This window comes from Pseudorhizobium marinum (genome assembly GCF_000705355.1).
Lineage (GTDB): Bacteria > Pseudomonadota > Alphaproteobacteria > Rhizobiales > Rhizobiaceae > Neorhizobium > Neorhizobium pelagicum.
Window position 1 is genome coordinate 102,385 of record NZ_JMQK01000005.1, and the last position, 26,670, is coordinate 129,054.

The 26,670-nt window shown below is 62.2% G+C and carries 27 protein-coding genes; 14 read left to right on the forward strand and 13 right to left on the reverse strand.

The window, feature by feature from the left end; genetic code table 11:
• Positions 1-58: 58 nt before the first annotated feature.
• Positions 59-451: a MerR family transcriptional regulator gene (locus EO99_RS0108020; RefSeq protein WP_029618126.1), complete on the forward strand. Its 393-nt coding sequence runs from the start codon at positions 59-61 to the stop codon at positions 449-451.
• 9 nt (positions 452-460) lie between these two features.
• Here the strand turns inward: EO99_RS0108020 and EO99_RS0108025 are convergent, their stop codons facing one another.
• The gene (locus tag EO99_RS0108025; RefSeq protein ID WP_029618127.1) at positions 461-1,450 is read right to left on the reverse strand and encodes a heparan-alpha-glucosaminide N-acetyltransferase; all 990 of its coding nucleotides are present in this window, start codon (positions 1,448-1,450) and stop codon (positions 461-463) included.
• A 42-nt stretch (positions 1,451-1,492) separates the two neighbouring features.
• Positions 1,493-2,191 carry a DUF599 domain-containing protein gene (locus EO99_RS0108030; protein WP_029618128.1) on the reverse strand — a complete coding sequence of 233 codons (699 nt, stop codon included), beginning with the start codon at positions 2,189-2,191 and terminating at the stop codon, positions 1,493-1,495.
• A gap of 555 nt (positions 2,192-2,746) precedes the next feature.
• Between EO99_RS0108030 and EO99_RS0108040 the strand changes: the two genes are divergently transcribed.
• Positions 2,747-4,147, forward strand: a complete 1,401-nt coding sequence (locus EO99_RS0108040; protein WP_029618129.1) for an L-serine ammonia-lyase — start codon at positions 2,747-2,749, stop codon at positions 4,145-4,147.
• 65 nt (positions 4,148-4,212) lie between these two features.
• The gene (locus tag EO99_RS0108045) at positions 4,213-4,650 is read left to right on the forward strand and encodes a DUF1489 family protein (RefSeq protein ID WP_029618130.1); all 438 of its coding nucleotides are present in this window, start codon (positions 4,213-4,215) and stop codon (positions 4,648-4,650) included.
• A 21-nt stretch (positions 4,651-4,671) separates the two neighbouring features.
• Here the strand turns inward: EO99_RS0108045 and EO99_RS0108050 are convergent, their stop codons facing one another.
• From EO99_RS0108050 to EO99_RS0108070, 4 genes are all read right to left on the reverse strand, one after another.
• Entirely contained in the window at positions 4,672-4,941 is a 270-nt protein-coding gene (locus EO99_RS0108050) for a hypothetical protein (RefSeq protein ID WP_029618131.1), read from the reverse strand.
• Between the two features lie 119 nt (positions 4,942-5,060).
• Complete coding sequence (locus tag EO99_RS0108055) at positions 5,061-6,500, reverse strand: D-alanyl-D-alanine carboxypeptidase family protein (protein ID WP_081852006.1); 1,440 nt, start codon at positions 6,498-6,500, stop codon at positions 5,061-5,063.
• Between the two features lie 331 nt (positions 6,501-6,831).
• Complete coding sequence (locus tag EO99_RS0108060) at positions 6,832-7,437, reverse strand: transglutaminase-like cysteine peptidase (protein WP_051679759.1); 606 nt, start codon at positions 7,435-7,437, stop codon at positions 6,832-6,834.
• A gap of 541 nt (positions 7,438-7,978) precedes the next feature.
• On the reverse strand, positions 7,979-8,584 hold the full coding sequence (locus EO99_RS0108070) for a PilZ domain-containing protein (protein WP_029618135.1): 606 nt from the start codon (positions 8,582-8,584) through the stop codon (positions 7,979-7,981).
• Between the two features lie 215 nt (positions 8,585-8,799).
• Here EO99_RS0108070 and EO99_RS0108075 point away from each other — a divergent pair, with 215 nt between their 5' ends.
• The gene (locus EO99_RS0108075; RefSeq protein WP_029618136.1) at positions 8,800-9,567 is read left to right on the forward strand and encodes a rhomboid family intramembrane serine protease; all 768 of its coding nucleotides are present in this window, start codon (positions 8,800-8,802) and stop codon (positions 9,565-9,567) included.
• Between the two features lie 93 nt (positions 9,568-9,660).
• Positions 9,661-10,095 carry a CBS domain-containing protein gene (locus EO99_RS0108080; protein WP_029618137.1) on the forward strand — a complete coding sequence of 145 codons (435 nt, stop codon included), beginning with the start codon at positions 9,661-9,663 and terminating at the stop codon, positions 10,093-10,095.
• 22 nt (positions 10,096-10,117) lie between these two features.
• Here the strand turns inward: EO99_RS0108080 and EO99_RS0108085 are convergent, their stop codons facing one another.
• From EO99_RS0108085 to folE, 3 genes are all read right to left on the reverse strand, one after another.
• A complete protein-coding gene (locus tag EO99_RS0108085; RefSeq protein WP_029618138.1) occupies positions 10,118-11,071 on the reverse strand; it encodes a patatin-like phospholipase family protein in 954 nt (317 codons plus the stop codon).
• Positions 11,072-11,170: 99 nt separating this feature from the next.
• Complete coding sequence (hisI, locus tag EO99_RS0108090; protein WP_029618139.1) at positions 11,171-11,635, reverse strand: phosphoribosyl-AMP cyclohydrolase; 465 nt, start codon at positions 11,633-11,635, stop codon at positions 11,171-11,173.
• A 12-nt stretch (positions 11,636-11,647) separates the two neighbouring features.
• Positions 11,648-12,262 carry a GTP cyclohydrolase I FolE gene (gene folE / locus EO99_RS0108095; RefSeq protein ID WP_029618140.1) on the reverse strand — a complete coding sequence of 205 codons (615 nt, stop codon included), beginning with the start codon at positions 12,260-12,262 and terminating at the stop codon, positions 11,648-11,650.
• Between the two features lie 272 nt (positions 12,263-12,534).
• Between folE and EO99_RS0108100 the strand changes: the two genes are divergently transcribed.
• From EO99_RS0108100 to thrS, 3 genes are all read left to right on the forward strand, one after another.
• Positions 12,535-12,978, forward strand: coding sequence for an iron-sulfur cluster assembly scaffold protein (locus tag EO99_RS0108100; RefSeq protein ID WP_029618141.1), 444 nt, complete (start codon positions 12,535-12,537; stop codon positions 12,976-12,978).
• Position 12,979: 1 nt separating this feature from the next.
• Positions 12,980-13,318 carry a membrane protein insertion efficiency factor YidD gene (gene yidD / locus EO99_RS0108105; protein ID WP_029618142.1) on the forward strand — a complete coding sequence of 113 codons (339 nt, stop codon included), beginning with the start codon at positions 12,980-12,982 and terminating at the stop codon, positions 13,316-13,318.
• 142 nt (positions 13,319-13,460) lie between these two features.
• Positions 13,461-15,479 carry a threonine--tRNA ligase gene (gene thrS, locus EO99_RS0108110; RefSeq protein WP_029618143.1) on the forward strand — a complete coding sequence of 673 codons (2,019 nt, stop codon included), beginning with the start codon at positions 13,461-13,463 and terminating at the stop codon, positions 15,477-15,479.
• Between the two features lie 55 nt (positions 15,480-15,534).
• Here thrS and EO99_RS25605 read toward each other — a convergent pair whose 3' ends face one another.
• Positions 15,535-16,482 (reverse strand): hypothetical protein, encoded by a 948-nt coding sequence (locus EO99_RS25605; protein ID WP_235776784.1) that lies wholly within the window; start codon positions 16,480-16,482, stop codon positions 15,535-15,537.
• A gap of 152 nt (positions 16,483-16,634) precedes the next feature.
• On the opposite strand from EO99_RS25605, the gene EO99_RS0108120 reads away from it, so the two are divergent.
• The 3 genes from EO99_RS0108120 to EO99_RS0108130 all read left to right on the forward strand — a co-directional run bounded on the left by EO99_RS0108120 (position 16,635) and on the right by EO99_RS0108130 (position 19,088).
• Positions 16,635-17,222 (forward strand): nitroreductase family protein, encoded by a 588-nt coding sequence (locus EO99_RS0108120; RefSeq protein ID WP_029618144.1) that lies wholly within the window; start codon positions 16,635-16,637, stop codon positions 17,220-17,222.
• Entirely contained in the window at positions 17,222-17,830 is a 609-nt protein-coding gene (locus tag EO99_RS0108125; protein WP_029618145.1) for a flavin reductase family protein, read from the forward strand. The genes EO99_RS0108120 and EO99_RS0108125 overlap by 1 nt, the downstream gene beginning before the upstream one ends.
• A gap of 130 nt (positions 17,831-17,960) precedes the next feature.
• On the forward strand, positions 17,961-19,088 hold the full coding sequence (locus EO99_RS0108130) for a DUF2336 domain-containing protein (protein ID WP_029618146.1): 1,128 nt from the start codon (positions 17,961-17,963) through the stop codon (positions 19,086-19,088).
• 3 nt (positions 19,089-19,091) lie between these two features.
• Here EO99_RS0108130 and EO99_RS0108135 read toward each other — a convergent pair whose 3' ends face one another.
• Positions 19,092-19,496 carry a hypothetical protein gene (locus EO99_RS0108135; protein WP_029618147.1) on the reverse strand — a complete coding sequence of 135 codons (405 nt, stop codon included), beginning with the start codon at positions 19,494-19,496 and terminating at the stop codon, positions 19,092-19,094.
• Positions 19,497-19,616: 120 nt separating this feature from the next.
• On the opposite strand from EO99_RS0108135, the gene EO99_RS0108140 reads away from it, so the two are divergent.
• Entirely contained in the window at positions 19,617-20,075 is a 459-nt protein-coding gene (locus EO99_RS0108140) for a GNAT family N-acetyltransferase (protein WP_029618148.1), read from the forward strand.
• Here the strand turns inward: EO99_RS0108140 and EO99_RS0108145 are convergent.
• Complete coding sequence (locus EO99_RS0108145) at positions 20,053-21,258, reverse strand: AI-2E family transporter (protein WP_029618149.1); 1,206 nt, start codon at positions 21,256-21,258, stop codon at positions 20,053-20,055. The genes EO99_RS0108140 and EO99_RS0108145 overlap by 23 nt on opposite strands.
• Positions 21,259-21,448: 190 nt before the next feature.
• Between EO99_RS0108145 and EO99_RS25610 the strand changes: the two genes are divergently transcribed.
• Positions 21,449-21,970, forward strand: coding sequence for a biliverdin-producing heme oxygenase (locus EO99_RS25610; RefSeq protein ID WP_051679761.1), 522 nt, complete (start codon positions 21,449-21,451; stop codon positions 21,968-21,970).
• Positions 21,963-24,506, forward strand: coding sequence for an HWE histidine kinase domain-containing protein (locus EO99_RS0108155; protein ID WP_029618151.1), 2,544 nt, complete (start codon positions 21,963-21,965; stop codon positions 24,504-24,506). The genes EO99_RS25610 and EO99_RS0108155 overlap by 8 nt, the downstream gene beginning before the upstream one ends.
• Positions 24,507-24,559: 53 nt before the next feature.
• Here EO99_RS0108155 and parE read toward each other — a convergent pair whose 3' ends face one another.
• Positions 24,560-26,608: a DNA topoisomerase IV subunit B gene (gene parE / locus EO99_RS0108160; protein WP_029618152.1), complete on the reverse strand. Its 2,049-nt coding sequence runs from the start codon at positions 26,606-26,608 to the stop codon at positions 24,560-24,562.
• Between the last annotated feature and the right edge of the window lie 62 nt (positions 26,609-26,670).

Genomic DNA, 26,670 nt, shown 5'->3' on the forward strand with positions numbered 1-26,670 from the left:
GTGCGTCAAAATTGACTGTTACGTAAAAGTCAATTATTCTGACCGGCCAGTACAGGGAATGGCCGTGAACAAATATTATACGATAACGGAGCTGACGCGGGAATTCGGTGTCTCGACCCGCACGCTGCGTTTCTATGAGGACGAGGGCCTTATCCAGCCCGAGCGACGCGGTCGCACCCGGCTGTTCCGCTCTGCCGACCGCCGTCTCCTGCAGGAGATCCTGCGTGGCCGGCGCATCGGCTTCACGATCGCCGAAATTCGCGAAATCATCAAGGTTTACAAGGAACCCCCGGGTGAACTCGGGCAGCTGAAGCTGATGATGAACCGCATCGACGAGAAGCGCAACGAGCTGCGCCAGAAGCGCAAGGACATTGAAGAGACCCTCGAGGAACTCGACAATGCCGAAGAGGCCTGCCTGACGCGGCTGGCGGAGATCGGCGTCAGCACCTGACCGGCGTCGCTACTGGTTCAGCATCGAGCATTCCTGCGCCAGGGCTATAACCCTTTCATCCGTTTGCGGATTGATGCTCCCCTCCTGCATCGGCGTGATCAGCGACTGTGCCTGGAGTCCGTCTGCGGTGCAGCTGCAGAAGCTCCGGCAGAGCGCCTCACCGTTGCCGCTCCCGACGCAGCCGCTCTCGCAGGCGCGCATGTAGCTCTCGCGCGGGTCTGCCTGTGGCGGCGGGACCGTGATCGACAGGAGGTAGACGATCGCGATAAGCGCCGGCTGGTGGAGGATATAGATCAACAGGCTGTGCCGTCCGGCGCGCGTCAGCAGGTTTGGCCGTGCCTGGACCCGGCTTAGGGCCGCCAGCCACTGGCGCCGGATCGCAAGGCGGGCGACGAAGACGCCGGCCAGGAGGGCGGCCAGCCAAGGAAAGAGCGGCACGAAGTCGTTGGACCGCGGTGGCGTCTGGGCAAACCCGAGCCATGCCAGATATTTCGGATCGAAGACTGCCGAGCGCAGGCTTCCGGGCGCGACATACCCATCGATCACCATCAGAGCGACGATCAATGCCGCAGCGCCGCCGGAGACGAGCGGTGGAAGGCGCACGAAGGCGAGGCCGACGAGGCTTGCGACGGCAATGCCGTGCAGGATGCCGAAGAAGATCCACTCGTTGGGCAGCGCGATCAGCGTCGCGATGCTGATTGCCGCCGCGGCCCCGGCCACGATGGCAAACCGCTTCCAGAACGAGCGCCAGCGGATGTTCGGGTAATGCGCCAGCACGAGACTGATGCCGGCCAGGAAGAGGAAGGAACTGGCGATCAATCGCGCATAGACCTTCCACAGGCCCTGCGTGGCTGTCCCCGGATCGAGGTAGCCGAAGAATTCGAGATCCCAGGTGAAGTGGTAGGACGCCATCGCCAGCAGGGCCACACCGCGCAGGGTGTCGATCATCAGGATGCGCGGGACGGCAGGCGAGGGCTTCTGGCTTTCGGCGAGGGTCAAGAGAGACCTTTCAAATGCGGTGTCGGCATGGTGCTACGGCAGTCAGGGCGCGCCGGTGTCCATGATTGCCTTGCGGGCTTCGGAAAAGAACTGACGCCGCGTCAGGACAAAGATCACGACCACCGTCGCCAGCATGAACATATAGGGCCCGACAAACCAACCGAGATAGCCGATCGATAAAAAAATCGTCCGCAGGCCGTCGTTGAAGTGTTTGGCGGCGATCGTGTTCATCTTCACCACCTGATCGGCCGACCGGCGTGCAGCAACCATGTCCGACCGAGCGCGATCTACCATCGGCAAGCCGCCGAACAGAATCGTGCAGTAGTTGAAAAGCCGGTAGGACCAGCCGAACTTGAAGAAGGAATAGCCGAACAGCATCGTCAGGCCCATGACCTTCAGCTCGAAGACGGTGCGGCCGCCGTAGGCGACGAAGGGCAGATCCCGAAACATCGCGTCCACCTGATCCGTCGCACCCAAAAGGGCGAAACAGCCGCCGATCGCGAAAATGGAGGTCGAGGCGAAGAAGGCGGTGCCGTTCTGCAGCCCCGCCATGATCTGCGTGTCGATCATCTTCAGGTCGCGTTCGAGCGAGTTGTAGATCCACTGCTTCCGCCGCTCGGCCATGGACCTGTTGAGGCTGGCGCGCGGGAAGAACCGGGCTCCGCCCCCGGCTGAGATCCAGGAGTAGCCCGCCCAGAGGAGGACAAAGAGACCAAGAGCAATGTAGTCCGCTGCCGTCATTCGATTCCCCGGTGTTCGTTTGGGATTAGGGATATGCGCCTCAACCCGTGAAGCAGCAAGAGGGTGGAAATTAACAGCTATGGCGGAATGGGGGCTGGTCCTCCGGAAGGAATAGGCCTATACGCACCGCCTCCTGGGGATGCCATGCACGGAGTGAATGGCTGTCCTGTGGTATCGCCTTGCTTCGGCCACGTTTTGCAATTGCGAGATCCAACCGAATTTAATATATCATTCACCATGGTCGCCTTTAATGGGACCGCACGATCCAATTCATTCGGAGTCATCATGGAAGAAACCATTCAGAAGTCCTGCTGGGCTGTGACCTTCAAGGCGCTTGCAGGATTTGCCGGGATTTTGGCACTGGCCTATCTCTTCGGCACCATCTGATTCTTTCACGCAACTAGATCGATTTTGAGAAACAGCGCGGAATTGAACCGCGCTGTTTCTGTTTGAAGACCCCGATGTCGCCCCGACCACACTCGATGTCGGACTGCCGCCATGCCGGCGCGAGGCTCCGGCATAGCCTCGAACGGTCGCTTCCAGGAGGCTCGCTCCATGTTTCTTTCCGTCCTTGACGTGTTCAAGATCGGCGTCGGCCCGTCGAGTTCCCATACCATGGGACCCATGTCGGCGGCGAAGCGCTTCCTGGACCTGATCCTGTCCGACGAGTGGCCGAGGCCGGCAGGCGCACGCGTTGCAGCCCTGAAGGTGAGCCTGCACGGATCGCTGGCCTATACCGGCATCGGTCACGGTACCGGCAGGGCGGTGATCCTGGGCCTGACGGGCGAGGAGCCCCACACCACCGATCCCGACCGGATGGAGGCCATCATCGCCGAGGTGGAAAGGAGCGGGCAGGTCGCCGCTGCCGGACACCCGCCCTATCTGTTTCAGCCGAAGGATGATCTTGTCTACGACAAGCGCCAGCCGCTGCCCGGGCATGCCAACGGCATGATGTTCTCCGCCTTTGACGCAAATGGGCGGCTGCTTCTCAAGCGGATTTTCTATTCGATCGGTGGCGGCTTTGTCGTCACCGATACCGAGCTTGCGGAGATGCGCACATCGGCGAACAAAGCGAGCGGACCACGCATCCCCTATCCGTTCGCAACGGCACGTCAGATGCTCGACATGGCGCACAGTTCCGGCCTTACAATCGCACAGATGAAGCGTGCAAACGAAGAGACGCAAATGTCGCCCGCGGATTTGGATGCCGCACTCGACGGCATCTGGGACGCGATGAACGGCTGCATCGAGCGCGGCCTGCGCGTCGACGGGATCATGCCGGGCGGCCTCAATGTGCGCCGACGGGCGAAGGCGATCCACGAGAAGCTGAACGAGGAATGGCGGAGCAACCGTCTCAATCCGCTGCTCGCCAATGACTGGCTGAGCGTCTACGCCATGGCCGTCAACGAGGAGAACGCTGCCGGCGGACGGGTGGTGACAGCGCCGACCAATGGCGCGGCTGGCGTCATTCCGGCGACCGTACGCTACTTTCTGCATTTTCACGAGGATGCGACGCCCGAAGATGTGCGCACCTTCCTGCTGACCGCGGCCGCCATCGGCGGCATCATCAAGCACAATGCCTCGATCTCCGGGGCGGAGGTCGGCTGTCAGGGGGAGGTGGGGTCTGCCGCAGCGATGGCCGCCGCCGGGCTTGCGGCCGTCATGGGCGGCTCCCCCGAGCAGATCGAGAATGCCGCCGAGATCGCTCTCGAGCATCATCTCGGGATGACCTGCGACCCCGTGGGCGGGCTCGTCCAGGTGCCCTGCATAGAACGGAACGCACTGGGGGCCGTGAAGGCCGTTACCGCTGCCTCTCTCGCCTTGAAGGGCGACGGAACGCATTTCGTGCCGCTCGACGCCTGCATCGAGACCATGCGCCAGACCGGCAACGACATGAGCGAGAAGTACAAGGAGACCTCAACCGGCGGTCTTGCGGTGAATGTGGTGGAATGCTGAGCTCGACGGGACCGGTGCGGCATCAGACCTCTTGACCTGAATGGCGGTTAGCGCTCAAACGCGGCATGGCTCTTCACATGATCAAACTCTGCGTCGGCGCGGATTCGCTGGAGGATCTCCGGGACTGGGTCGGCGAGCGCGCGCTGACGGCGATTGCCGCCGGCCTGGAGCCACACTCGGTGCATACGACCCGGATGATGCCGAAGCGGATCGAGGAGCTTCTCGACGGCGGATCGCTCTATTGGGTGATCAAGGGGCAGGTGCTTGCCCGGCAGATGCTGCTCGACGTCCGTTCGGTGACGGGGGGCGACGGTATTTCCCGGTGCGAGCTCGTGCTCGGGCCTGAAATCATCGAGACCGCTCCGCAACCGAAGCGGCCCTTCCAGGGGTGGCGGTACTACAAGGCGGAAGAAGTGCCTCGTGACCTCATCGGCATGGGCGAAAGTGTCGCCGCGATGCCCGAGGATTTGCGCCGAGAGCTCGCGGACCTGGGGCTGCTATAGGCGCCCCAGACATTGCTGTTCTCAGCTGATCTTCAGCCGCACCGGCAGATGGCCTGCCTGGGATCTGACATGAATGTGGATCTGGGCGCTGGGCTGCGACTGCCGCCAGGCGCGGGCACCGTGGCTGAGCAACAGCGCCACCAGGTCGCGGGTGCGGCCGCGGGACTTGGAGATCCCGGCTCCGGCCAGCCGCATGGCAGCTTCGTGGATGGGATGCAGTGCAACGCCTTTTGCTGGACGTCTGACACCGGACGCGAACGGCGTGTTCGCGATGTTTTCATAAACAGTCATTTTTGGCCTCGTAAACGCAGTACAATCGAGGTGATACGGGACCTTACTCGTCCCCCGATGCGGCGCCCTACGAGGACGCCACACCATTTGCTGTCCAGGCATACGGCCTGGGTGAATTCCTACTGCTGGGACGCCCAGCAGTTGACGCCCTGCTTCTTGAGAGCGTTGCAGGTGTTGACCGCCGTCTTCTGGCTTTCGAAGCCGCCGAACCGGGCGCGGTAGAGCTGCTCGCCGTTGGCGTTGACTGCGACCGTGAAAGGCTTGGCGGTACGAAGTACCTTTCCGCCCTTGTCCTGCGCCTTCTGCAGGAGTTCGCTTGCCAGTGCCTGGTTCGGCGATACGCCAACCTGGATGACCCAGCCCGAGACGGTTGCCGCCGGGATATTTGCGGTCGTGGAGGCCGTGGTGACGGCGTCCACCTCATCGCTGCCTGCATCGCCCTGTTCGGCAGGCACGTACTCAGGAGCAGGGATCGGAACAGCGACGTCGGCGAGTGCCTTCAACGCTTCGCCTGACCGCTTCTGCGACGGGGCATAGGCTGCGGCGACCTGCTGTTCCTCATAGCGGACCTGCGGCAGGGGGCCGCTCGTGGGAAGGTCCAGGGCAGCCAACCGGCCAGCTGCAGCCAGTGCGTCGCCCACCGGAGCGGACGGCGCCTGGGCAATCAGTGCCCCCTTGCCGCCGCGGGAGGCCTTGGGGAAGTATTCCGCTACCAGCTTGCGCATCTGTGCATCGCGGCTTGCGCCGCTGCGCCCGCCGATGACTACGCCGACGATGGAACGGCCGTCCTTTTGCATCGAGGTGACAAGATTGAAGCCTGCCGCACGAATATAGCCGGTCTTGATGCCGTCCACGCCATCCACGGAGCCCAGCAGGCGGTTGTGGTTGCCGATGGTCTGCTTGCCGAACTTGAAGCTGCGTGTGGAGAAATAGCCGTAGTACTGCGGAAAATGCTGACGCAGTGCCATGCCGAGGCGAGCCTGGTCGCGTGCCGTGGTCATCTGCGCGGTGTTCGGCAGGCCGTGGGCGTTGCGGTAGGTGGTGCGCGTCATGCCGAGCGCCCGGGCCTTGTTGGTCATCAGCTGAGCGAAACGGGATTCCGAACCGCCCACGAACTCGCCAAGCGCAGTTGCAATATCGTTGGCCGAGCGGGTGACCAGCGCCTTGATGGCCTGATCGACCGTGACCGAACCGCCGGCACGTACGCCGAGCTTCGATGGCGGCTCCTTGGCTGCATTGGCGGAGATGGGAACCTTGGAGTCCAGGCGAATCCGACCGGACTCAAGAGCCTCGAACGTCATGTACAGGGTCATCATCTTGGTCAGCGACGCCGGATAACGCAGGCCGTCTGGATCATCTCCATACAGCACCTTGCCCGTGTTGGCGTCGACGACAATCCCCGCATATTTCGGCGCCGCATGAGCGGGCGACGCAGCCAGACTCAACACCGCCAAGCATGTCAGGAAAAATCCCAGGAGAAGGCCCGTACGCCTGTCATCCGGCTTGGGGAGGAAGATAGAGAGATTTGCTTTCGACACTACCGCACTCATCGCTTGCACAACTGAACACCTTCCGGACGCGCCCCCGCCACGCCGTTACCCCTCAAGTTAGGGCAACAGCGTTACCAAGAGGTTTATGATGTACGACGAGCTTCCGAAATGAATCGCATTTGAACGACTGCGGATTTCGGTGCCGAAGTAGCGTCCACCAATCGATTGCCACAAAGGAAATAATCGCGGCATCAATATGATCTGGTTCTAAAAAGCAGGATCGATCTGTCTCGCTATCGGACAGGATGACGACCTGGCTCCGGCATGGGTCCCAAACGCAGTGCGCCGGCCAGGGGGAGCTGGCCGGCGTTTCAGGACGACACGGATCTGGTGGGTTGGCTTACTGGCCGACGCTGCCGACGGCGGTGGCGCGCCCGTCCTGGAGCTTGACCCACTGGCCGGGATTGTCGGCCGCCTGGCGCTTGAGGAAGGTATATTCCGTTTCCGACCAGGGAAGGACCTTGTTGCGCATGTTGTCGAGCACGAAGTCGCCGTGGTCGGTGCGGACGGTGAGCACCGCATGGCCTTCGCCGTTCGGCTGCAGGACCACCGTGATCAGCAGGTCTGAGGCGTCGAAGCCCTGGGAGATCAGCATCTTGCGCTTCAGGAGCACGAAGTCTTCGCAGTCGCCGACGGTGCGGGGATAGGCCCAGCGCTCTTCCACGCCGTAGATCTCCTGGTCCGTCAGCGGCATGATCGACGTGTTGACCGTGTAGTTGACGTCCAGCAGCGCGCGCCAGCGGTCTTCGGTCAGCGTCATTGGGCCTGCATCATGGGAGGCCGGCTGGCACTCGCTGGTGTAGATCCGGCAGAATTCGTAGTGGCCGATCGGCGGATTGGCTTTGCCTATCACCTGCATGCCCGGCATGGCCGAAGATGAATACGCAGCAAACAGCATGAAGAAGGCGGATGCGATGGCGACGCTGAGGGCCTGGCGCTGAGTCATTTTCTTGTCTCCCCTTTGTGGAAGCCAAGATGACATCAAGCGTTTGATTGGGCGCGAAAATGCGTCGTAAAATCAATGTCTTAATTGAATCAAACTTGATTGGAATACGAATCAAATTTGCGTCGAATTCTGATAAAGTTTGAGGCAAATGCCGATCTAGTTTGAATTGAGTACGGTCAAACGCGGTAACACAGCAGACGCAAGGCCAGCACGTCATCCCGGGATTTCAGGGCGTGTCGGTGCGGTCCGGTTAACGCCCAGGCACAGATGAAGGTAGCCGTCGCCATTGCGGTCGACCGACTGAGGTGGGCGAGGGTGGATGATTTGAGCGATTTCGTGAGCCTGAGGAGCGGCTTTTTGCCCCCGATAGACCCATTACGGAGGTAATGGCGGCCGAAAAAAATCCCGAAATCGAACATCTTTTTTTCGTTCGACTGTCGCGAAATGCGCCGACGTGGCTGCGGGGACCGCTTCGATCCGGGCCGAACGCACAAAAAAAAGCGGCCGTCGGCCGCTTCTGTCGTCAAGACTGAGAGGAAAGCTACAGGAACTCGCGCAGCGTATCGCGCGATTGCACCGTGTTGAATTCGACGGCGACGCCTTCCATGAAATGACGCACCACCTTGCCATGCATATTGCCGAGCCTGACCGGCGTGCCCAGTGGCGGGCGCACGTCGATATCGACTGCGGCGCCGGAGAGCGAAAGGTCCATCAGACGGCAGGCGTAGCGGCGACCATCGTCAAGGATGATCTCCGTCTGGATCTGACGCGGCGTCAGGCGGTCATGCCGGCGATCCTCCGGCAGTCCGAGCTCGTGCTTGTTGGCAAACCAGGTCAGCTGCGCGGCGAGTTTCTCTCGCTTGCGCTCGGACGCGTTGATGACCATCGAGAACCCGGTCTTGCCAACGGCTGTGACCTTGCCCTCCAGGCGGCCGAGATTGTCGATATAGGCGATGATGCGCTCGTCCACGCGGGGACGGGCAGCGCAGTTGAATTCCACATCGCCTGGCGACATCTCCGTCGCCGTGCACGGATATTCCTCATAGTCGGCCAGCATCAGACGACCGCCGAGATTGACGGTTACGCGCTGGAAGGCGCGGGTTGCCGCCGCAGGTGGCGGTGTCTGAGTTGGCTGGAATGAAAACATCGTCTGGCTTTCCCTTCCGAAAGTCACTCATTCCTACCGGACCGGAGTTAACATTGCGTGATGGCAAAGCTGCGCTTTGTGCGTGAGTTCTTGACCGGTCGCTAAGCCTGCGGCCGACGGTCGGACACTTCCGCAGGTGCCGAACTCCACCGTTCTCTTTCCATCGTGTGGGTCGACCTATATGGCTGGAATGGATTGGTAGCGAGGATTTAAGAATGGACCACCAGCGCGAGCCGACAGACGACGTTCGGGAAGGTCGCGACACGCCACCGCCATTGCCGCCGCAGCCCTTCTTCAATCTGCCTGGGGCACTGACGGTGACGATCGCGCTGCTTGCCGGGATCTATTTTATCGACGCGCTGCTGCTCGATCGCGAAGCCAGGAGCATGCTGCTCTTCTATTTTGCCTTCACGCCGCTGCGGTATGTCTATTCCCTGGCGGATCAGGGACTGGAGTGGATCTGGACGCCGGTGACCTATTCCCTGCTGCACGGCGGTATCGAGCATCTGCTTTTCAACGGACTCTGGCTGCTGGCTTTCGGAGCTCCGGTGGTGCGACGGATCGGCACCTTCCGTTACATCCTGTTCTGGATCCTGTCGGCTGCCGCTGCGGCCTTCTTCCATGCTTTCCTGAACTGGGGCGACCAGACGATCCTGATCGGCGCCTCCGGCGTGGTTTCGGCCTTGATGGGCGCAGCCTGCCGCTTCGCCTTTCCGTCGCGTGGCGGCTTCAACCGGATCGACGGTCATCTTCAACCGCGACAGACGATCCTCGGATCGTTTCGGAACCGCACCGTCGCGGTATTCACCGCGCTCTGGTTTTTCGGCAATCTGATGATCGCGGTCGGGCTTCCGCTCATCGGCGCCGGGGCCGGAGAGATTGCCTGGGATGCCCATATCGGCGGCTTCCTGTTCGGATTTCTGCTGTTCGGCTTCTTCGATCCCTTGCCACGGTACGACGAGGACGCGGCGCGGGCGCACTAGCGTGTTGCAAAGAGAACGGAGCGGGGGCACGATCCGACATGGTCGTTGCTCCGGGAGGGACTGCGACCGGAGCAGAGCTTTGAGGAGAAAGCCATGTCGATGACCGTGAAGAACATGCTGGATGCCAAAGGCCGCGAGGTGGTTGTGGTCGCGCCGGAGCAGAGCCTGCTGGAGGTGGCGGGTATCCTGCACGAGAAGCGCATCGGGGCTGTCGTCATCGCCGGCGACGAAGGGCGTACGGCAGGAATCTTCACCGAGCGCGACCTCGTGCGTGCCGTGGCCGAGAAGGGAGCTGCCGTGCTCGACGCGCCGGTCTCGACGATCATGACCGTGAATGTGCAGACCTGTCGGGAAGATACGACGGTCAATCAACTGATGCAGATGATGAGTGTGGGACGCTTCCGTCACGTGCCCGTGGAAGAAGCCGGTCGCCTGATCGGTATCATCTCGATCGGTGACGTCGTCAAGTCCCGCATCCGCGAAATCGAGCTCGAGGCAGAGCAGATCAAGGCGTATATCGCGAGCTGAATGCGAAGCCGGCCGGGCGGTCTTAGCGCGCGAAGACTTCCTGCATTCGCTGCAGCGCAGCAATCTGGTTCATGGTTTCGCTGTAGCCGCGGTCGATCGCTTCGCCCGCACGGTGAAACTCCGACAGGCCGATGTCGCTCATGCGGGGATGAAGGGTAAGGTCCGGCGGATCACCGGCAAGGCGGGCACGCGAGATCCGTTCCTGGATGATGTTGAACGCCTGGACCATGACGCCGGGAAGCCCCAGGTGATGCGGTTCGCGGGGCTTTCGCGGTTCGTCCGTGGGCTGGAAGCTGGCGCTGTGCTTGACGACGGCGGAGCGCCCGAAGATCTCATAGTTGAGGTTCACGGCAACGACCAAGGGCTGCTCGTAGGCGCGGCAGACGGAGCTCGGCACAGGGTTGACGAGGGCGCCATCGACAAGCGTGCGGTTGTTGCATGTGACGGGCTCGAAAATTCCCGGCAAGGCATAGGAGGCGCGCAGGGCGGTGATCAGGGAGCCGGCGCTGATCCAGACCTCGTGCCCACTGTGAAGCTCCGTCGCAACGGCGACGAAAGGCCGGTCAAGGTCTTCGATCGACAGATCCTGGAGGTGTTCCTGCATGCGCTTGGTCAGCCGCATCCCGCCCAAAAGACCGCTGCCACCGATGGTCAGATCCAACAGGCCGACGAGGCGGCGCATGGTGATCGATCGCGCGAAGGCTTCAAGTTCATCAAGCTTTCCAGCCAGATAGCATCCTCCGACGAGAGCACCGATCGATGTGCCGGCGACCATGCCGACCTCGATGCCGGCTTCGTCGAGTGCCCGCAGGACACCGATATGCGCCCAGCCGCGTGCTGCTCCGCCGCCGAGCGCAAGAGCAAGCTTCGCCTTGGCGGGAGCCTCTACGGGTTTTGTCGGTTCGGGTGTGTGGGTGCCTGACAAAGCGTCTGCATTCGCGGTCGCTTCATTCCGATTTCTAGTCCAGTTCAGCATCGACACCCTCCAAGCTGAACGCTGCATCAACGAACATTAGGGCAGATATAGGTTTCCAATTTGTATATCGGCAGGCGCATCGCCGTAACAACGGAACAATCAGCTGTCGGTTCCTGCAGATCCATAGACTTGGGCAGGGTCGAACCGACGCACGTCATCGACGATCTTCAGTGACACGCTTCCGTCTTGCGTGCTGACCACGCGGTAGAAGCATGAACGCCGGCCGGTGTGGCACGTCGCTTCGTGGCCGGCAACGGAGACCTTCAGCCATATGGCGTCCTGATCGCAGTCGGTCCGCATCTCGCTGACGGTCTGCAGATTACCGGAGGTCTCTCCCTTTTTCCAGATTTTCTGGCGGGAGCGGCTGTAGTAGTGAGCCACCCCCGTCTCGATCGTCAAGGCCAGCGCCTCCCGGTTCATATGGGCCACCATCAAGAGCTCGCCATCGGCAAAATCGGTGACGACGGCGGTGACAAGGCCATCGCTTCCGAACAGCGGTGCAAACGGACCTTCGCTCTCCTGGGCCGTCTTGTCAGGCGAGGGGGAGACAAAATTCAGGGACATGGAGCTTTCGCCTTAGCGGTTGCGCACGAGCGTGAGGAAGCGTGCCTGTTCGGCAGCGTTTGACTTGAACTCGCCCTTGAAGGTGGTGGTGAGCGTCGTGGAGCCCTGTTTCTGAACACCGCGCATGGCCATGCACATGTGCTCGGCTTCGATCATCACGGCCACGCCGCGGGGCTTCAGCGTCTCATCGATCGCCTGCGCAATCTGAGCCGTCATGTTTTCCTGTGTCTGCAGCCGGCGACCGAAGATGTCGACGACGCGGGCGATTTTCGACAGACCCAGAACACGGTCATTCGGCAGGTAGGCGACATGCGCCTTGCCGATGATCGGCAGCATGTGGTGCTCGCAATGGGAATAGAAAGGGATGTCCCGCACCAGCACCGGGTCGCCATATCCCGACACTTCCTCGAATGTGCGGCCGAGCACCTCCTCATGCGAAAGGTCGTAGCCGCTGAAGAGTTCGCGGTAGGCTGTGGCGACGCGTTTGGGTGTATCGAGAAGTCCTTCCCGCTGCGGATCCTCGCCCGCCCAACGCAACAGCACGCGAACCGCTTCTTCAGCCTGTTCACGCGTCGGACGGCTTTCGGCATGGCCGGAAGTCGGGAAATTCTTCACAATTGCATCCATTGCTGTCTCCCGGGACGACCAAACGCCGCACCTTCATTCCACGTTGACGGAGGTGGCTTGGGCAGCCGATCCTCAGCAATCCGGCGCTTTCTGACCCCTTGGAGCCACTTTGACAAGATATGCGTGCCTATTTTAAAAACCAATTGCCCAAAATCATCCATTTCTTGAACGCCTGGGCCCTGGCTCACATATAGTGTCGTGACGACAGATTTTCACTGTTTTGCGGTGCATGCAGCGTCCACCGCAGGAATGACGCCGGACGGGCCAGTACGATGGACGATATCTATAACAGCAAGATCCTTGAATTCGCCGGCAATATCAGCCGGGCCGGTACGCTGCCGGATGCCGAGGCGACCTCCGAAAAGCACTCCAAACTGTGCGGCTCGCGGGTACGCGTCTACATCAAGACGGAAGACGGGAAAGTCTCCGATTTCGCTCACGAGGTGAAAGCCTGCGCGCTGGGGCAGGCCTCGTCCTCGGTGATGGCACGGCATGTGGTGGGTGCATCCATCGAGGAGGTCCGGCAAGCGCGCCACGACATGCTCGCCATGCTGACGGCCGGCGGCGAGGGGCCGAGCGGACGCTTCCAAGACATGCGCTATCTGAAGCCGGTCAAGGACTACAAGGCGCGACACGCTTCCACCATGCTCACCTTCGAAGCGGTCGTGGATTGCCTCGACCAGATCGAGGCGAAAGACGCCGCGGTCTCTGCCTGAGATGTGCGGCACGCCGGACTGCCGTCCTCCATCGACGGGACGCAGGTCGCGAAACTGGCGGGGCCCGTTTCGCAAAACCCCCGGCCGCCTGTTCGGCATGGGGCTGATCCGTCTCTATCAGTTGACGCTCTCCGGCTTCATCGGAAACTCCTGCCGTCATATTCCGACCTGCTCCGAATACGGCTACGAGGCGATTGCCCGGCACGGCTTCTGGAGCGGCGGCTGGATGACGCTGTTTCGGGTCGGTCGCTGCGGTCCCGGCGGCTGCTCCGGGCTGGATCCGGTGCCGGAACGCCTGGACGAGCGCCAGCGCTGGTGGATGCCGTGGCGCTATTGGTGACACCACTGACGGAGCCGCAGGGCCGTGCCGCCTGACTTTACTCCTCCGGCAAAAGCCATTATCTGCGGACCGTCCGGCATCTGCCGTGATTTGACAACCACCACCCGCATTCGTTGGCGGGACTGGATCAGGAGCATCAGACATGTCCGTTTCCCTTACATTCCCCGATGGTTCCGTTCGCGCCTATGACGCCGGCACGACGGGTCTTGCCGTTGCCGAGTCGATCTCCAAGTCGCTCGCCAAGAAGGCCGTGGCGATCGCCCTCGATGGGACGCTGCGCGATCTCTCCGATCCCGTCGTCGACGGCCGGATCGAGATCGTCACCCGGACCGATCCCCGTGCGCTGGAACTGATCCGCCACGATGCCGCCCACGTGATGGCGGAAGCGGTGCAGGAGCTCTGGCCCGGCACACAGGTGACCATCGGCCCGGTGATCGAGAACGGCTTCTATTACGACTTCAAGCGCGTCCATCTGGATACGCGCGAGGACTGGCCCTTCACGCCCGACGATCTGCCGAAGATCGAAAAGAAGATGAAGGAGATCATCCAGAGGAACGCCGCCTTCACCAAGGAAGTCTGGTCGCGCGACAAGGCCCGTGACGTCTTTGCCGACAAGGGCGAGGCCTACAAGGTCGAGCTGGTGGACATGATTCCCGAGGGCCAGGATCTCAAGATCTACCGTCAGGGCGACTGGTTCGACCTCTGCCGCGGCCCGCACATGGCCTCGACCGGCCAGATCGGCACGGCCTTCAAGCTGATGAAGGTCGCCGGCGCCTACTGGCGCGGCGATTCGACGAAGCCGATGCTGACGCGCATCTACGGCACCGCCTGGGCGACGCAGGAAGAGCTCGACGCCTATCTCCACATCCTGGAGGAGGCCGAGAAGCGCGACCACCGCAAGCTCGGCCGCGAGATGGATCTCTTCCATTTCCAGGAAGAAGGTCCGGGCGTCGTCTTCTGGCACGGCAAGGGCTGGCGCATGTTCCAGACGCTGACGGCCTACATGCGCCGCCGCCTGGCCGGCGTCTACGAAGAGGTGAACGCGCCGCAGATCCTCGACAAGTCGCTCTGGGAAACCTCCGGCCACTGGGGTTGGTACCAGGAGAACATGTTCGCGGTGAAATCCGCGCATGCCTTCACGAACCCCGATGACGAAGAGGCCGACCAGCGGATCTTCGCGCTGAAGCCAATGAACTGCCCGGGGCACGTCCAGATCTTCAAGCATGGCTTGAAGTCCTATCGCGACCTGCCGATCCGGCTTGCCGAATTCGGCAACGTCCACCGTTACGAGCCATCGGGTGCACTGCACGGCCTGATGCGCGTACGCGGCTTCACCCAGGACGACGCGCATGTCTTCTGCACGGACGAGCAGCTGGCGGCGGAATGCCTTCGGATCAACGACCTGATCCTCTCGGTCTACGAGGACTTCGGTTTTCAGGAGGTCGTCGTCAAGCTCTCGACCCGGCCGGAGAAGCGGGTCGGCTCGGACGATCTCTGGGATCGCGCCGAGGCCATCATGACCGAGGTGCTGCAGACGATCGAGGCGCAGTCCGGCGGACGTATCAAGACCGGCATTCTGCCGGGCGAGGGCGCCTTTTACGGACCGAAGTTCGAGTACACTCTGAAGGACGCCATCGGCCGCGAATGGCAGTGCGGGACGACTCAGGTCGACTTCAACCTGCCGGAACGCTTTGGCGCCTTCTACATCGACCAGAACTCCGAGAAGACGCAGCCGGTGATGATCCACCGGGCCATCTGCGGCTCCATGGAACGCTTCCTCGGCATCCTGATCGAAAACTTCGCCGGTCACATGCCGCTGTGGTTTGCGCCGCAGCAGGTCGTCGTCGCCACGATCACCTCGGATGCCGACGATTACGGTCGCGAGGTTGCCGAGGCGCTCCGCGATGCCGGCATGCATGTGGCGACCGACTTCCGCAACGAGAAGATCAACTACAAGGTCCGCGAACATTCGGTGACCAAGGTGCCGGTGATCATCGTCTGCGGCAAGAAGGAAGCCGAGGAGCGCTCGGTGAACATCCGCCGGCTGGGGTCGCAAGCGCAAACCTCGATGTCGCTCGACGAGGCGGTCGCCAGCCTCACTCTGGAGGCGACGCCGCCGGACCTGCTGCGCAAGGCAAAGAGCAAGGTGGCAGCTGCCTGAATCAGAAACGCCCGCTCTCGCAGCGGGCGTTTTCATCTCCGGTGAACGGCGTCGATCAATCCCGCAGGACGGCGTCCGTGAACAGGTCCATGTTGGCGGGCTGTTCCTTCATCATCACCTCGACGTCCATGTTCTTCGCCGATTCGACGGTGAAGGCGCGCTGGAAGATCTTGTCCTTGTTGCGCGCGACGGCAAGATAGTCGCCTTCGGCGAGCACCATGGTGGAAAATGCGCTGACGCTTTCGTTGACGATGTCGCCGGCGGCAGTCAGCACCGACCAGGCAGTGTCTGCCACCGCTTCGCCGCCCGGTTGCGACACGAGCTTCAGGGTAATCTGGGCAGCCCGATGCTGGAGCGTGGCTTCGACCAGCTTGCCGGCTTCCACCTGGATGTCGGCACGAACGACGGCGTTCACGTCACCATATTCGGAGACGACGTGGTATGTGCCGGCATTCAGTCGGACGATCGTGTTCGGCTTGATGGCCGCCATCAGCAGTCCGCGTTCACCGTCCTCGCGGACTTCGGACGAATAAATCGAGAAGGTCAGCTGTTTTTCGGGGATCTGCTCCTCGGAGCCGGACGTGGCGCTGAGCACCACGCCACCGGCGTCGAGCACGAGAACCTGCTTTTCGACCTCACCATCGACCGGTACCGTCAGTTTCTTGGTGACGCCGGCACGACCGAAGGCGACATTGACGAAGTAGTCGCCGGGTGCCAGCTGAAATGCAGCGTCGCCGCCTTCGGCACTGGCCACCAGCGGCAGCTTGCCGTCTTCTCCTGATATGGGGCTGAACACCCTCCAGGCGAGGCCTTCCTGCACGGGCTCTTCGTCGGTCGCCGTCAGCTTGGCCTCCAGGGTGACATCCTTGCCGAGCACGGCTGCAGGCTCCAGGGACGTGGCCGAGAAAGCATTCAGCTTCGGCATCTTGGCCGTGCTGTCCAACTGCTTGAAGCTCTTGAACGCCTCCTGGGCCATGGCGCCATAAGCATGCGCAAAAACCATCGCTCCAACGAGGGCCAAGCGCATGGCTTTCGATCTGCCTGTCATCTTTGCTGAACCGTTGACTCTTGAATTTCCAAGCATCACTTGAAGAACAATCCAAAGGCGAATTCAAGGCTTACCCGGCCGATCTCCCCGTGAAGGACGACTCAAGTATGCAAAATGATATCAAACTCGTCGACTATCTGCGCGCACGTCATTCCACACCGGTTGCCCAGATCGGGGAACCGGGCCCGAGCGGGCAGGAACTGGAGGCGATTCTGACGCTTGCGTCACGGGTGCCCGACCACGGCAAGCTCGCTCCGTGGCGCTTCATCGTCTACCGCGGCGAGGTCCGGCGACAGCTGGGCGAGACCTTCCTCGAGATCATGATGCACGATTCGCCGGACCTGACCGATGCGGCGCGCGAGGCGGAGTTGCTGCGCCTTTTGCGGGCGCCGGTCGTGGTCGCCGTGGTCAGTACCGCAGCACCGCACGTCAAGATCCCGGAATGGGAACAGGTGCTCTCGGCGGGCGCCGTCTGCCTCAACATGCTGATGGCCGCCAATGCTCATGGTTATGCTGCCAACTGGCGTTCGGAATGGATCGCCTACGACAACCGGGCGCTGGCAGCGCTTGGCGTGAAGCCGGAGGAGAAGGTCGCAGGGCTGATCCACATAGGGTCCAGCGATTTCCCCGTCCCCGATCGTCCGCGTCCCGACCTCGCTGATATCGTCACCTTTGCTGGCGAGGACAGGTCCTGATGTTTTACGACACCGAGACCAATGCCCATGGCATGAGCCACGATCCCTTCAAGGCGATCGTGGCTCCGCGGCCGATCGGCTGGATCGGCACCAGGGGCAGGGACGGCTCGATCAATCTGTCTCCCTATTCCTTCTTCAACATCGTTTCCGACACCCCGAAGATCATCATGTTCTCGTCGACCGGGCGCAAGGACAGCCTGCGCAATGCGGAGGAGACGGGGGTGTTCACGGCAAGCCTCGCCAGCCGGCACCTGGCCGAAGCGGTGAACGCCTCTTCCGTGACGGTGCCCTACGGCACCGACGAATTTGCGCTCGCAGGCGTCACGCCGGCGCCGGGAACTCTCGTCGATGCGCCTTATGTGGCAGAAGCCTATACTGCGCTCGAATGCCGGGTCACCGAGATCCTCCAGCCGCACACGCTGAAGGGTGGCAAGGCGCCCTCCTACATGGTCTTTGGTGAGGTCGTCGGCATCCATATCCGTGAAGAGGTCATTCGTGACGGGCGGATCGACATGGCGCTGCTGCGCCCAATCGCGCGCATGGGCTACCGCGACTTCAGCGATGGCGGCGCCGAGGTCTTCGAACTCACAAGGCCGTCCGGGCCTTAGAGGTCGGCCGGTTCGCGGGCCTGCGCCGTCCAAGGTTGGCGAACATGGTGAACCAATCTTAAACGTTTTGCCCCTAGCGTGACGGCAGTTAAGTGTTTCAGGTGACGCTGTTCGTCAGCCGGGGTTCGTAGTGATCATAGAGGCTTTTATTCGTTGGATCGAAACAGCACGGGCCGCCGACAGGGCCAATGCTGCGGCAGCATTGGCGAGAGCCTTCCTACGTCCCGATCTGGCGGACGAGCAGCGCCAGGCAGCGCTTCTGGCCATGTCGCACCTGCTTGATGATCCTTCACCCCAGGTGAGACTGAGTCTGGCCCAGGCTCTCGCGCATTCCTCGCTTGCGCCGCGCGCCATCATGATTGCGCTGGCTGAAGATCAGCCTGAAATCGCCTGTACGGTGGTGGCTCTTTCACCGGTGCTCACGGATGCGGATCTCATCGATCTCGCAGCCACGGGCGGTCCGCTCCTGGGCGGCTTCGTCGCGTTCAGGGGAGGGCTCAGCCGCTCGGTCGCCGCCGCGTTGGCTGAAGTTGGCGACGAAGGTGCTGCCCTCATTCTCCTTGAAAACGAGACCGCTTCGATTTCCAGCCGCTCCGTCAGCCGCATCGCAGAGCGCTTCGGTCATTGCGCGGCCATCCGGCGTTTGCTGCTGGAGCGCGGCGACCTGCCTGCCGATGCCCGCCAGAGCCTCGTGGAACAGGTCAGTACGGCGCTGGCCGACTCCGATCTCGTTCGCATGGTGCTGGCCCGACCGCGCCTCGAGCGACTGACCCTGGACGCCTGCGAGACGGCGTCCGTCGCCATTGCGGGGGACGTTTCGGTCGCGGAACTGCCCGCCCTGGTGGAGCATCTCAGAAGCAAGGGAAAGCTGACACCGGCACTGCTGATCCATGCGCTTTGCAGCGGCAAGAGCGACTTTTTCTCCCACGCGATGGTGGCATTGTCAGGGTTGGAGGAGCGACGGGTGCGTTCCCTGCTGGCCTCCGGCCGCATGCATGCGGTGAGGGCACTGTTTGAAGCTGCCGGCCTGCAGCGCGACATCGCCATGGTGTTTGTGGAGGCAACCCTGCTCTGGCGCCAGGCGGGCGAGGTGTTGACGACGCAGAGCATCTGCGATCGCCTGCTGGACACATGCCGCAGGCCGGCGGATCCGAATTCGCCCGTTGCCCTGCTTCTGGACCTGGTGGAAAAGCTGCAGCGCAGCGAACTGCGGACCACCGCCCGTTCCTACGCAGGCAGTGCGCTGCTGGCGGCCTGAGCGTCAGAACTTGCGCGCCACCCAGGAGTAGCTTTCCTCCACGAGACGGACGGGTTTCTGCATCAGGGTGCGAACGCCTTCGGTCGTCGGCAGGACGGCCTTGACGCGCGAGATCGCTCGCATGGCAAGATTCCGCTCCCCATCTTCCGTAACGTCCACGGTGGAAACGACCGGCGCGGGCGAGGCTGGCTGCTGCGGTCTTTCCACGATTTCCGTCTGTTGCGGCTCCTGGCAGACCGCGATTACCACCGGATAGGGGGCATTGGCGTGGCTGACCAGTTCGCTTTCCGAGCTTGCGCTGCACATCTCGATGCTCGTCCACCGCTTCTGCGAGGTGGCGACGTAGTGGCACTCGGTGCCGCTGTCGTCGCAGCCGAGGATGGTCAGGATGATGATGGCTGCGTTCATGTTCGGTCCCCCGGTTCCTGACGATCATGCCGACAAAGGTGACCCAATCAGGGCGACTTTCCGGTCATCTCCGCCTGAGCTATAGCGGTTTGGACGACACCATGGGAGCCTGATCCATCCGTGACCATCACAATCGCCATCGAGCCTCCTCGCCAGCCGGAAATCCTCCGGCTCCTGGCGCTTTCCGACGCCTATGCGGCCTCCCTCTACCCGGCAGAAAGCAATCACCTCGTGGATATCTCCAGCCTGGAGAGGCCTTCCGTTCTGTTCCTGGTGGCAAGGACGAATGGAGCGGTCGCCGGCTGCTGCGCCCTGGCCGATGCCGGCGATGGCACGGCGGAGATCAAGCGCATGTTCGTCGATCCCGCCTGGCGGGGGCTGAGAATCGGCAAGCTCCTCCTTGCCGCCATTATCGACAGTGCTCGCCAATCCAACCTCGAAGCCATCCGGCTGGAGACGGGCATCCACCAGCCGGAGGCGATCGGTCTTTACCGGGCGTATGGTTTCACCGACATCCCGCCGTTCGGTGCCTACAAGCCTGACCCATTGAGCCTCTTCATGGAGAAGAGGCTGTCCTGACGGGCGGCGGGACCGGCTGGTATTCCTCCTTGGCCAGATCCGCGGATTGAATCTCGCCGGCATCGGCAAGGCGCACTTCCCGGATCCATTCGCGCCAGATCGAGACGATCAGCGCCATCAGCACCGGGCCGATGAAGAGGCCGAGGAAGCCCATGGTCTTCACACCGCCGACGAGACCGAAGAACGTGGGCAGGAAGGGCAGCTTGATCGGGCCGCCGACAAGGCGCGGACGGACGGTCTTGTCGACGATGAAGAGTTCGACGGCGCCCCAGACGAAGAGCGCAATGCCCGCGAAATAGGAGCCGCTGGCCAGGAGGTAGATGGAAACCAGTGTGAAGGAGAGGGGCGCGCCACCAGGAATCAGCGCCATGACGCCCGTGATCACGCCGAGCGTGACGGGGGACGGAACGCCGGCGATCCAGTAGGCGATGCCCAGCACGATGCCTTCGCCGATGGCGATCAGGGTCATGCCTGTCACCGTCGAGCTGATCGTTGCGGGCACGACGCGTGAAATGCGCTCCCAGCGAATCGGAAGGATGCGTTCGCCGAGAAGATCGATCTGGCGGGTGAAGGAGGCGCCGTCGCGGTAGACGAAAAAGAGCGCGATCAGCATGAAGAGCAGTGTCAGGAACAGGTGGAAGACGCCGTCTCCTGCTGCGATCACCGCACGGTAGATGTTGCCTATATTGGCGCCGCTGACGATCTGGATCAGTTCTCCGACGGCGCCCGGAGCGCCGACATGGCTGTCCCATTGCTCCGTCAACCACGGTCCGATGCCGGGCAGGGCAGCAATCCAGGCGGGCACCGCCGCACCGTCGCGATTGACCTCGAGGATCCATGCGACCCATTCGCGCACCTCGCCGATCGTGTAGGAAACGGCGATGCCGATCGGCACGACGAGGAAGGCGATGATGAAGATGATGGCAAGCGTTGCGCCAATCGTCGTGTTGCCGCCGATGTTCTGCAGCATCTTCCGGTAGAGAGGCCAGCTCGCAAAGCCGATCACCAGCGCGGCCAAGACCGGGACGACGAAGCCGTGGAAGAAGTATATTCCCGCGATCACGATCAGCACCAGCAACCACCGGGCGGCCGAAATCGGCGGAATCAATGCGGAGCGGCTATGGGCGACCGGCCCGAGCCAGCGCGGCGCATCTTGCGGTTTTGGGGATCCGTTCACCGTCATCACTACTCCGTTGGTCGCCAAGCATATGGCCTTCACGACAAATTGCACAAGATAACGGCGAAGAACCCAAAAAGGAGTCCGCACACCTTGTCCTGCCATACCTATGCGATAAATATGATGGAATTCAAACAGACCGAATATTCTCATGACATCATCATCGCGTCGGTTCCTTGTGCGGGATCGGACCTCTTTGTCCCATGCCAAGGTAGAGGCGACGGTAGGCTCTTTCGATACGCTCGATGCGTATCGTCGCTACCTCTCCGGCACCTATATCTTCCGGGCATCCCTTGACGAGAGCATGACCGGCGTCAGCCTGCCTTCGCAGCTGTCCCTTTGGCAGGGGCCCGATCTGCTGACGGATCTGATGCGCAGGGATATGGATGATCTCGACATGCCGCGGCCAGGGCTGAGCTGCATCCAGAAGATGCCCGCGATCGGGCCGGACCTGGAAAGCCTTCTGGGCACCCTCTACGTCATCGAAGGATCTTCACTTGGAGCCCGCGTGCTCTATCGCCGCGCACAAAAGCTCGGTCTGACCGAGGTCTTCGGGGCGCGCCATCTTGCGGCACAGGCGCAGTCCGGGGAGCGCTGGAAGCGGCTCCTGGAACTGCTGGAAGCAGCGCCTGAGCTTGACCTTGATCGAACAGTCGAAGCCTCCGAGGCGATGTTCTTCGCCGTCGGTCAAGCTTTCGAGGAAATGAAGAATGCCTGAAAGCCAGACCGTCGACCTCAGCAACTGCGACCGTGAGCCAATCCACGTCCCCGGAAGCATCCAGCCCCATGGCTGTCTTATCGCCTGCGATCCCTCCGGGACCTCGGTGCTGCGTCATTCCGCGAATGCACCGGCCATGCTGGAGATTCCGGAGGATCTGAACGGCCAGCGCCTCGACGAGGTTCTCGGCGGTGAGGTCGCACATACGCTGCGCAACGCCATTGCGACATCGTCCGATCCGGCTCGGCCGGCGCTGCGCCACAACGTGCTGCTGCCTTGCGGCCAGCGGTTCGACGTCTCGATCCATGTCTTCGACGGCAATGCGATCCTGGAGTTCGAGCCGGTGATGGGCGATACCGATCAACCGCTCGAAGTCGCACGCATGCTGATCAGCCGCGTTCGCAACATCGGCACGGTCGATCAGCTGGTGGAGCGCTCGACGCGGCTGATCCACGCCCTCCTCGGCTACGATCGGGTGATGATCTACCGGTTCGAGAAGGATGGCGCCGGCAAGGTCATCAGCGAGCACAAGCGGCGCGACCTGGAGAGCTTCAAGGGCCAGTATTTTCCGGCCAGCGACATCCCGAAACAGGCGCGCATCCTCTACCTCAAGAACACCATCCGGGTGATTTCCAACGCCGACAATACCCGGGTGAACATCCTTCCGGAGCTGGACGAGGCCGGGCATCCTCTGGATCTTTCGTTTGCGCATCTGCGCAGCGTTTCGCCGGTTCACTGCGAGTACCTGCGCAACATGGGCGTTTCCGCCTCCATGTCCATCTCGATCATTGTCGATGGCGAGCTCTGGGGGCTGATCGCTTGCCATCACTATTCGCCAAAGTCGCTGTCGATGCCGCAGCGCATTGCGGCGGAGACCTTTGGAGAGTTCTTTTCGCTGCATCTCAGCGCCCTGAGGCAGAAGGAGGTCGGCGAGAAAAGTCGTGAAGTGCGCGTCGCCTTGGACCGCTTTCTCCAGGTTGCGTCCCACCAGGCGGACATCCGTGCATTGTTCCGGGCGTCCCTGGATGAGTTCCGCGCCATGCTGCCATCCGATGGCGTCGGGCTATGGCTAGGCGGCGTATGGACCGCAATCGGCGCCACGCCCCGGCAGGACGAGGCCGCCGTGCTCGCGGAAATGCTGGCGGAGATTTCTGCGGGCAAGGTGTGGCAGAGCCACAAGCTGTCGGCGGATCTCCCCGATCCCGTCAGGCCGCCGGAGGGGATCTGCGGTGTTGTCGCCGTTCCGCTGTCGCAGCGATCCCGCGACTATCTGTTCTTCTTCCGCCGCGAAGTGGTGCAGACGCTGAACTGGGCAGGAAACCCCGATAAATCCTACAGCGTCGGGCCGCTGGGCGACCGGCTGACCCCAAGAAAGAGCTTTGCGCTGTGGAAAGAGACCGTGCGCGACCAGGCGCAGCCATGGTCAGAGGCAGACATGGAGGTCGCCGACGCGATCCGCTCCGTGCTCGTCGAGATCGTGCTGCACCACAATGAGCTGATCGCTGACGAGCGTGGCAAGGCGGATGTCCGCCAGCGGATGCTCAACGAGGAGCTCAACCACCGGGTCAAGAATATCTTGTCGGTCATCAAGTCCCTGATCGGCAGCCCGACGGAGACCCAGCAGGACCTGGAAAGCTATGTCGAATCGCTCAAGGGGAGGGTGCAGGCGCTGTCCCTGGCACACGACCAGATCGTCCGCAGCGGTGACGGCGGCATGCTGCGTGAGCTGCTGCAGGCAGAGCTTCGCCCTTATCAGACGGGAGATCGCGACATCTTGCTGCAGGGGCCGCCGGTGTGGCTGGACGCGCGCTCGTTTTCCGTCATGGCGCTCGTTCTCCATGAAATGGCGACGAATGCTGCCAAATATGGCGGCCTGTCCGTTTCCGGCGGCAATCTTTCCGTTCGCTGGTGCCGGGGCGAGACCGATGACTGCGAAATCTGGTGGAGCGAGAGCGGCGGCCCGGCGGTGACTGCACCGGTGCGTAAAGGCTTCGGCAGCGTCCTGATTGGACGCAGCGTTTCCTACGAACTCGGCGGCAGGAGCCAGATCGATTACCACGAGGGCGGTCTTCAAGGCTATTTCTGCATTCCGCCGAGGCATATCCAGGCCGGTGGCGACGACGACGAGATCCAGTCGGTCGAAGCGGAGGCGGACGACGAAACCTTTGCTCGCCCTGATTTTTCGGAGGTCGAGCTGCTTCTGGTCGAGGATCAGATGCTGATTGCCGCCGACGTCGAAACCATCCTGGCGGATCACGGGTTTGACAGGGTGACGACCGCGCCATCGGCAGCGGAGGCCTTGCGCCATCTCGAGCGTTACACGCCGCACATCGCCATTCTGGACGTCAACCTTGGCAACGGCACATCCATGCCGGTGGCGCAGGAGCTGCTTCGCCGGGAAATCCCCTTCGTCTTTGCAACAGGCTACAGCGACCGCTCGATCATCCCGGAAAATCTCGACGTGCCGGTACTGCGCAAGCCATACGAGACATCGGCGCTGATCCACGCTCTTGGGAAGATACTCGCCTCCCGCTGACACGACAGCGGTCGGCGGCCCGCAATGCTTGAATGTCGGGCCGCCGTCCTGCGTCAGATGTCGAGGTTTTCGGCGAAGGCCGCCCGGTCCTGGATGAAGCGGAAGCGGGCGTCCGGCCTGGTGCCCATCAGGTTGTCGACGGCCTCGCGGGTTCCTTCGAAATCCACATCGTCGATCGCCACGCGCAGGAGCGTGCGCTTGGCCGGGTCCATGGTGGTTTCCTTCAGCTGCGCCGGCATCATCTCGCCAAGGCCCTTGAAGCGGCCGATTTCGACCTTCTTGCCCTTGAACACCGTCTCCATCAGTTCGGCGCGGTGTGCATCATCGCGGGCGTAGACCGATTTGGCACCCTGGCGGATGACGTAGAGCGGCGGTACGGCGAGATAGAGATGATTGCCCCGGATCATCTCCGGCATCTCCTGGTAGAAGAAGGTGATCAGCAGCGACGCGATATGGGCACCGTCGACGTCGGCATCGGTCATGATGATGACGCGCTCGTAGCGAAGATCCTCTTCCCGATATTTGGTACGTGTGCCGCAGCCCAGCGCCTGGACCAGATCGGCGATCTGCTGGTTGGCGGAAAGCTTCTCGCGGCTGGCGCTGCCGACGTTGAGGATCTTGCCGCGCAGCGGAAGGATTGCCTGGTTGGCGCGATTGCGCCCCTGCTTGGCGGAGCCGCCAGCCGAATCGCCCTCGACGATGAAGAGTTCCGCACCCTCGGCGGTGTTCTGCGAGCAGTCGGCGAGCTTGCCGGGCAGACGCAGTTTGCGCACCGCGGTCTTGCGGTTGACTTCCTTTTCCTTGCGACGGCGCAGGCGCTCCTCGGACCGCTCGATCACCCAGTCGAGCAGCTTGTCCGCTTCACCCGGATTGCCGGTCAGGTAATGATCGAACGGATCGCGCAGGATGTTCTCGACGAGGCGCTGGGCCTCGACGGTGGCGAGCCGGTCTTTCGTCTGGCCGACGAATTCCGGTTCGCGGATGAAGACCGACAGCATGCCGACGGCCGAGATCATCACGTCGTCGGTGGTGATCTGCGCCGCCCGCTTGTTCTGCGTCAGCTCGGCATAGTTCTTCAGGCCCTTGAGAAGCGCAATCCGCAGGCCAGCCTCATGCGTGCCGCCCTCGGGGGTCGGGATGGTGTTGCAGTAGGAATGAACCTGCGGGTCGCCGCCGTACCAGGTGATGGCCCATTCCATGGCGCCATGACCGCCGGTCTTCTCGGTGCGGCCCGCGAAGATCTCGCGGATGACGGTGAAGTCCTTGCCGAGCGTTGCGGCGAGATAATCCTTGAGTCCGCCCGGGAAGTGGAAGACGGCCTTCTCCGGGAGTTCGCCACCCGGCGGCACGAGGCCCGGATCGCAGGACCAGCGAATTTCGACGCCGCCGAACAGATAGGCTTTCGAGCGCGCCATTCGGAAGATCCGGCCGGGATCGAACTTGGCGTGGTCGCCGAAGATCTGTGGATCCGGATGGAAGCGCACGCGGGTACCGCGACGATTGTGGACCGGCCCCAGTTCCTCAAGACCGCCTTGCGGGACGCCGCGCGAAAAACGCTGTCGGTAAAGCTTGCGGTCGCGGGCGACCTCGACCTCGAGGAGGTCGGAGAGCGCGTTGACCACCGAAACGCCGACGCCATGGAGACCGCCGGAGGTCTCATAGGCCTTGCCGTCGAATTTGCCGCCGGCGTGCAGCTTGGTCATGATCACTTCGAGAGTCGACTTGCCCGGCACCTGCGGATGGTTTTCGACCGGAATGCCGCGACCGTTGTCGCTGACGGTGAGGCAGCCTTCAACATCCAGATGGACTTCGATGAAATTGGCGTGGCCGGCCACGGCTTCGTCCATCGAGTTGTCGATGACTTCGGCAAAGAGGTGGTGCAGGGCCTTCTCATCGGTGCCACCGATATACATGCCCGGACGCATCCGAACGGGTTCGAGCCCCTCCAGGACGCGAATCGAGGACGCTCCGTAGTCGTCGGAGGAGGTCGCAGGATGGGGGGGCGGTTCCACGGGCTTGGCGGCGGTCACGGGCGGCTTGGGCTCCAAAGCGACTGGCGTGGCCAGAGGAAGGTCTGAGAAAAGGTCGTTGTTGTCATCCATCGGGTCAGTCGGTACTACCTGTCGAGGGGCTGAAGGGGATGCCATGTCCACCTCATGCTGTT